Annotated in this window: 1 protein-coding gene, 1 tRNA gene and 2 rRNA genes (1 of these 4 running past the window's edge); 3 read left to right on the top strand and 1 reads right to left on the bottom strand. The window is 45.4% G+C overall.

The genetic code is table 11. The annotated features are described in order from the left end of the window. The 3 genes from AC0QT4_RS08315 to AC0QT4_RS08305 all read left to right on the top strand — a co-directional run. Positions 1 to 2,687, top strand: a 23S ribosomal RNA gene (locus tag AC0QT4_RS08315); it begins 124 nt to the left of the window's first position. A gap of 90 nt (positions 2,688 to 2,777) precedes the next feature. After that, positions 2,778 to 2,892, top strand: a 5S ribosomal RNA gene (rrf, locus tag AC0QT4_RS08310). Between the two features lie 111 nt (positions 2,893 to 3,003). Further along, positions 3,004 to 3,080: transfer RNA gene (locus AC0QT4_RS08305), tRNA-Met, on the top strand. Between the two features lie 416 nt (positions 3,081 to 3,496). Here the strand turns inward: AC0QT4_RS08305 and AC0QT4_RS08300 are convergent. After that, the gene (locus AC0QT4_RS08300; protein WP_473201219.1) at positions 3,497 to 3,631 is read right to left on the bottom strand and encodes a hypothetical protein; all 135 of its coding nucleotides are present in this window, start codon (positions 3,629 to 3,631) and stop codon (positions 3,497 to 3,499) included. Positions 3,632 to 5,000: the final 1,369 nt, after the last annotated feature.

Here is a 5,000-nt window from a genome sequence, read left to right as displayed (position 1 = left end):
CAACCCACCTTTGATGGCTAGAAAAATTAAGCTGTTTTGTAAAAAACAGTTTAGATTTCTAGTCGTCAGATAAAGGTATCTACACCTGAATAAAATAGGGTGTAAGAAGCAAACGCAGGGAACTGAAACATCTAAGTACCTGTAGGAAAGGACATCAAACGAGACTCCGTTAGTAGTGGCGAGCGAACGCGGACCAGGCCAGTGGCTTAAATTTAGAAAAGTAGAAACGATTGGAAAGTCGTACCAAAGTGGGTGATAGTCCCGTATACGTAACTCTGATTTAAGTCCTAGAGTAGGGCGGGACACGTGAAATCCTGTCTGAACATGGGTCGACCACGATCCAAGCCTAAGTACTCGTGCATGACCGATAGCGCACCAGTACCGTGAGGGAAAGGTGAAAAGTACCCCGACAAGGGGAGTGAAATAGTACCTGAAACCGAATGCCTACAAACAGTCGGAGCCCAAGATACGTTCTGGGTGACGGCGTACCTTTTGTATAATGGGTCAGCGACTTAGTCTAACGAGCAAGCTTAAGCCGGTAGGTGTAGGCGTAGCGAAAGCGAGTCTGAATAGGGCGTTCAGTTCGTTGGATTAGACCCGAAACCGAGTGATCTAGCCATGAGCAGGCTGAAGGTAAGGTAACACTTACTGAAGGGCCGAACCCGTATCTGTTGCAATAGATTGGGATGACTTGTGGCTAGGGGTGAAAGGCCAATCAAACTCGGAAATAGCTGGTTCTCCGCGAAATCTATTTAGGTAGAGCGTTAGTCGAATTCTCCAGGGGGTAGAGCACTGGATGGGCTAGGGGTCCTCACCGGATTACCAAACCTAACCAAACTCCGAATACCTGGAAGAACTAACTAGCAGACACACGGCGGGTGCTAACGTCCGTCGTGGAGAGGGAAACAACCCTGACCACCATCTAAGGTCCCCAAGTTATGGCTAAGTGGGAAAGGATGTGAAGATCCCAAAACAACCAGGATGTTGGCTTAGAAGCAGCCACCATTTAAAGAAAGCGTAACAGCTCACTGGTCTAAATAAGGGTCCTCGCGCCGAAAATGTAACGGGGCTAAAGCCATACACCGAAGCTGTGGATTTACTCTTATGAGTAAGTGGTAGCGGAGCGTTCCGTAAGCCTGTGAAGGGAGACTCGTGAGAGCTCCTGGAGGTATCGGAAGTGAGAATGCTGACATGAGTAACGATAAAGGGAGTGAGAGACTCCCTCGCCGAAAGTCCAAGGGTTCCTGCTTAAAGTTAATCTGAGCAGGGTGAGTCGGCCCCTAAGGCGAGGCCGAAAGGCGTAGTCGATGGGAACCACGTTAATATTCGTGGACCTGTGGGTAGTGACGGATTGCGTATATTGTAAGGTCTTATTGGATTGATCTTGCAGTGAAGCAGTTCCAGGAAATAGCTCCCACATATAGACCGTACCCGAAACCGACACAGGTGGACTGGTAGAGAATACTAAGGCGCTTGAGAGAACTACGTTGAAGGAACTCGGCAAATTGCACGCGTAACTTCGGAAGAAGCGTGACCCTTTAGCGGGCAACCGTTAGTGGGTGGCACAAACCAGGGGGTAGCGACTGTTTACCAAAAACACAGGGCTCTGCGAAGTCGCAAGACGACGTATAGGGTCTGACGCCTGCCCGGTGCTGGAAGGTTAAGAGGAGATGTGCAAGCATTGAATTGAAGCCCCAGTAAACGGCGGCCGTAACTATAACGGTCCTAAGGTAGCGAAATTCCTTGTCGGGTAAGTTCCGACCTGCACGAATGGCGTAACGACTTCCCCGCTGTCTCCAACGTAGACTCAGTGAAATTGAACTCCCCGTGAAGATGCGGGGTTCCTGCGGTTAGACGGAAAGACCCCGTGCACCTTTACTATAGCTTTACACTGGCATTTGTGTCTGTATGTGTAGGATAGGTGGTAGACTTCGAAGCAGGGGCGCTAGCCTTTGTGGAGTCATCCTTGAAATACCACCCTTACCGATATGGATGTCTAACCGCAGTCCGTTATCCGGATTCGGGACAGTGTATGGTGGGTAGTTTGACTGGGGCGGTCGCCTCCTAAAGAGTAACGGAGGCGCGCGATGGTAGGCTCAAAACGGTCGGAAATCGTTTGTTGAGTGCAATGGCATAAGCCTGCCTGACTGTGAGACTGACAAGTCGAGCAGAGTCGAAAGACGGTCATAGTGATCCGGTGGTCCCGTGTGGAAGGGCCATCGCTCAACGGATAAAAGGTACGCCGGGGATAACAGGCTGATGACCCCCAAGAGTCCATATCGACGGGGTTGTTTGGCACCTCGATGTCGACTCATCGCATCCTGGGGCTGGAGCAGGTCCCAAGGGTATGGCTGTTCGCCATTTAAAGCGGTACGTGAGTTGGGTTCAGAACGTCGTGAGACAGTTCGGTCCCTATCTGCCGTGGGTGTTGGAATATTGACAGGACCTGTCCCTAGTACGAGAGGACCGGGATGGACGTATCTCTGGTGGACCTGTTGTGGCGCCAGCCGCATAGCAGGGTAGCTATATACGGACGAGATAACCGCTGAAGGCATCTAAGCGGGAAACTCACCTGAAAACGAGTATTCCCTGAGAACCGTGGTAGACCACCACGTTGATAGGTCAGGTGTGGAAGTGTGGTAACACATGAAGCTTACTGATACTAATCGTTCGATCGACTTGATCGTTCCCATTTCCTATATCCATTCATGCAAAATCCAAAATAAACAAAACAATACAGAAAAACAGCTTCTCTAAATTTCTATGCTCTTCGCTGACTTGGTGGTTATGGCGGAGTGAACGCACCCGATCCCATCCCGAACTCGATCGTGAAACGCTCCAGCGCTGATGGTACTTTGTCTTAAGGCACGGGAGAGTAAGTCGCCGCCAGGTCTGCTAAGCGCATAGAATAGTCTTCTCAAACAAAATAAACAAAACAAAAACTAATAAAATTGAATAAAATAAGACGTCGACAAAAAATCACTCTTATTATATCCTCAATGACGCGGGGTGGAGCAGCCCGGTAGCTCGTCAGGCTCATAACCTGAAGGCCGCAGGTTCAAATCCTGCCCCCGCAACCAGCCTTAAATTCTCAATCCTTCCCCCCCCTTCCAAACTCCATAAAGAGCGCAAATAACAAAAATCGCTTTAAAATCAAAAATGCTCTCTAAAACAACCTCATGCACTGGAAAACTACCCAAGAAAAAGGCTTGTATCGCTGGTGCAAGCTGCTCGTCAATACAAAACAGAAAATAGCCCTATAACCATTATACCAATACAGAAAATGAAAAAACTGAAACATCTAAACACCTATAGGAGAAATAATAGCTTTCGGTTTCTAAAAGCCCCATAGCCGTTGCCAAACAGACAAGAGTGAAACCACAAAACTGCAAAACCAACAAAAGCGCTTATAAAGCAACAATAGAGCTCCCCTTCTCCCTAAGCTCATCTCACGCACTGAGCATACACAAAAAAAAGAGACGCCTAAATTCAATCATTAAGTGTGAAGAATATTCCCAATAAACTTTTCTAGTAAGTCTGAAAGTACAGATCGCCACTCGTCATACCCATCACATCCTTCCATTCGCCCTAATACGTGATCCAGCACCTTACCGGTTCCGCACAAACGCATAACGGCGCTGTGGTCAAACGGGCATCCTTTAAAATTGCATTCAAATCTTCATATCGATAAAATCTGCTCCCATAAAGCCAATATACACGAATGTTGGTAGAAAAATACAGGTTGAAAGTCAATTATCGCGGACCTCTTACTCAATGAAGAGCATTATAAACCTTGCCATTAAAGCGTTGTGATTACCATTGACTGCTCAAAAAATATCTAAACAGTTTTAAAACAAGCCAAAGCCCTCTCGTAAATTGTTCGATAGCTGTAAAACACGCAACCAAACAGCATGCCCCCTGAAACAATAAGAGCAGAAAAAGAGTGTAGAAGGATACAATCAAAGCCCATAAAAACTTCTCAAGGGTTCAATCTAAACGCTGCTTCTCTTTCTTGATCTCACATGTACTGTAGCCTCTCTGTTAGGGGAGGCGCCGTCTTGAAAGGGAATCCCTCACATCTCTCTTGGCTCCAGTGGATCTCCTGAACATACTTTTTTGCATGTGTAGAAGTGACATTAAAATAAGAGTTATTCCTAGTAAACCAAAAAAAATCATAGAATGAGAGAACACTAAAACTTGTCCTTCCCTATAAAGTCCCTCTTTATAAACGAGAGTAGCCCGTATAAACTGCAATTCTAATAATGAAAACGTGAAATAATTTATGGATGAGATCTTGCAAAATTTATTCGTAATACGCGGATGTACCTCTTTACAGTTCACTTTTTGTACAACGTTTATATCTTTGTTTTAAGAGAAGGAGCAATTAAAATGATAAAGCCAGTGAATCATTCAAAAGGTTTATAATTAATGGAAAAAGTATCCCTTCCTCTCTAAAACAACTTCATGCACTGGAAACTACACAAGAAAAAGACAGGGAACTCAATTAAACTCGTGCGTGTGAAGAATATATTCCCAATAAATTTTGCCAGTAAGTTTGAAAGGACAGTTCGCCGCTCACCATATTGCTCATGACCTTCCTTCAGTATTCTGATACTTAATATAAAAAATACTATGCTTATAAACCATCGTGGAGATGACAATAATAAAATACGCAAAAAAAGAAAACATAGGAGAAACGGAAATACAATCAGTGTTATACGTCAAAGTCCCTGCGCTTAAGGAGTCTCTCCATTAAAACAATAAGGGTGCGTCATAAAGGGGACGACTAAAATCATTCCCTCTAAAGAAAGGGCATGGGAAAAGCGTAGAGGGACGTAATTTGCTGTCAAAACATTTTGAAATCCAATTCTCCCCTTGCGTCAACGCAAAGTTTGTGAGCGCTCATGCTATTTTGCCAATCTCTGCAGACAAACAGATTATTCAAGGGCAAAAAAACATATCTCAAATCAAAACGCTCCTCTTAACGCAATAAAGAACGC

The organism is Bartonella sp. EBT8 (assembly GCF_055796165.1).
Note: the sequence above shows the minus strand (reverse complement) of the source record. Positions and strands in the feature narration are given on the sequence as shown.

Excerpts from the sequence above, each read along its gene's own strand:
- AC0QT4_RS08300 (WP_473201219.1), bottom strand. The coding sequence starts at position 3,631 with ATGCGTTTGTGCGGAACCGGTAAGGTGCTGGATCACGTATTAGGGCGA.